Annotated in this window: 2 protein-coding genes; both read right to left on the bottom strand. The window is 77.4% G+C overall.

The annotated features are described in order from the left end of the window. The coding region (locus tag OZN99_RS31235) for a Mur ligase domain-containing protein (RefSeq protein WP_270939090.1) at window positions 1–305 on the bottom strand (305 nt) is incomplete at its 3' end. Beyond that, window positions 302–1,555 (bottom strand): UDP-N-acetylmuramoyl-L-alanyl-D-glutamate--2,6-diaminopimelate ligase (locus OZN99_RS31230; protein WP_270939089.1); only part of this gene is annotated, 1,254 nt, incomplete at its 5' end. The genes OZN99_RS31235 and OZN99_RS31230, both read right to left, overlap by 4 nt.

Here is a 1,555-nt window from a genome sequence, read left to right as displayed (position 1 = left end):
GCGGCGCTGCGCGCCCGCGCGGCGGCGCCCAGCGCGCGCAAGCCCTCCAGCGTATCGGCCACCCGCAGCAGCGGCGCATCGGCGGCGACGCCCGGCGGGTCCCGGTCCACCAGCGCGGCTGCGGCGCCCTTCGCCAGCGCCTCCGCGACAAAGTCGTGCCCGTCGCGGGCGTCGCGCAGCGCGACGAACAGGTCGCCGGGCACGATGCTGCGGGTGTCGATCGAGACGCCCGTCGCAACGATGCCGTCCGGCAGCGTGCCGCCGGTCGCCGCGCGCAACTCGGCCGACGTCCAGAGCGCGCTCATGCGGCCGCCCCGTTCAGCAGGCCGCGTACCACCGCCACATCGTCGAAGGGATGCGTCACGCCGCCGATGGTCTGGCCGCTCTCATGCCCCTTGCCTGCCACGGCCAGCACGTCGCCTGGGCCGAGTTCGGCCAGCGCGCGCGCGATGGCGCCGGCCCGGTCGCCGGCATCGATGCCGCCGGGGCAGCCGGCCAGCACCGCGGCGCGGATCGTGGCCGGGTCCTCGCTGCGCGGATTGTCGTCGGTCACCCAGCAGAGATCGGCGCCGCGCGCCGCCGCCTCGCCCATCAGGGGGCGCTTGCCGGGGTCGCGGTCGCCGCCGGCGCCGAACAGCACATGCAGCTTCGCGCCGGGCGCGACATGTGGCCGCAACGCGGCCAGCAGCCGTTCCAGCGCGTCCGGGGTGTGGGCGTAGTCCACATAGGCGGCCGCACCGTTCGGCAGCCGCGCCGCCAGCTCCATCCGTCCGCGCACGCCGGTCAGGCGCGGCAGCAGCGCCAGCACGCGCCCGGGCTCCATGCCCGTCGCGACCGCCAGCCCCGCGGCCAGCAGCGCGTTGTCGGCCTGGAAGCGGCCGGGCAGGGGCAGGTGCAGCACGGCGCGCCGGCCGAAGGCATCCAGCTCCAGCTCCTGCCCGTCGGGCCGCGGCGCCTGGCGCAGCAGGCGCAGCTCGTCGCCGGCCTCGCCGACGGCCAGCAGGCGAAGGCCACGCGCGGCGGCGATGCCGCGCAGCGCCGCCAGGCTTTCGGACTCCATCTCGGCATTCGCCACCGCCGCCGCGCCGGTGGGCAGCAGCGTGTCGAACAGCCGCAGCTTGGCGGCGCGGTAGGCCGCCATGTCGCCGTGGTAGTCCAGGTGGTCGCGCGTCAGGTTGCTGAACCCCGCCGCCGCCAGCCGCACGCCGTCCAGCCGCCGCTGGTCCAGCCCGTGCGAGGAGGCCTCCATCGCGGCATGCGTCACGCCGCGCCGCGCCAGCATGGCCAGCATCGCGTGCAGGGCGACCGGGTCCGGCGTGGTGAGCGAGGGGCCGGGCGGCACGCCCTCCGCCACCAGCCCCAGCGTGCCGAGCGAGGCGGCGCGCTGCCCGTCCAGCGCCCAGATCTGGCGCAGGAAGTCCACGGTGCTGGTCTTGCCGTTGGTGCCGGTGACGGCGACGACCGTCGCGGGCTGCGCACCCTCCATCGCGGCGGCGAGCAGCGCCAGCGCGCGGCGCGGATCGGCGCTGGGGAGCAGCGGCCGCGGCGGCACGCC

The sequence above is a fragment of the Falsiroseomonas oryzae genome, from assembly GCF_027856955.1.
Classification (GTDB): domain Bacteria; phylum Pseudomonadota; class Alphaproteobacteria; order Acetobacterales; family Acetobacteraceae; genus Falsiroseomonas; species Falsiroseomonas oryzae.
The sequence above is the reverse complement of the archived record's forward strand: the minus strand, read 5'-3'. Positions and strand labels throughout refer to the sequence as shown.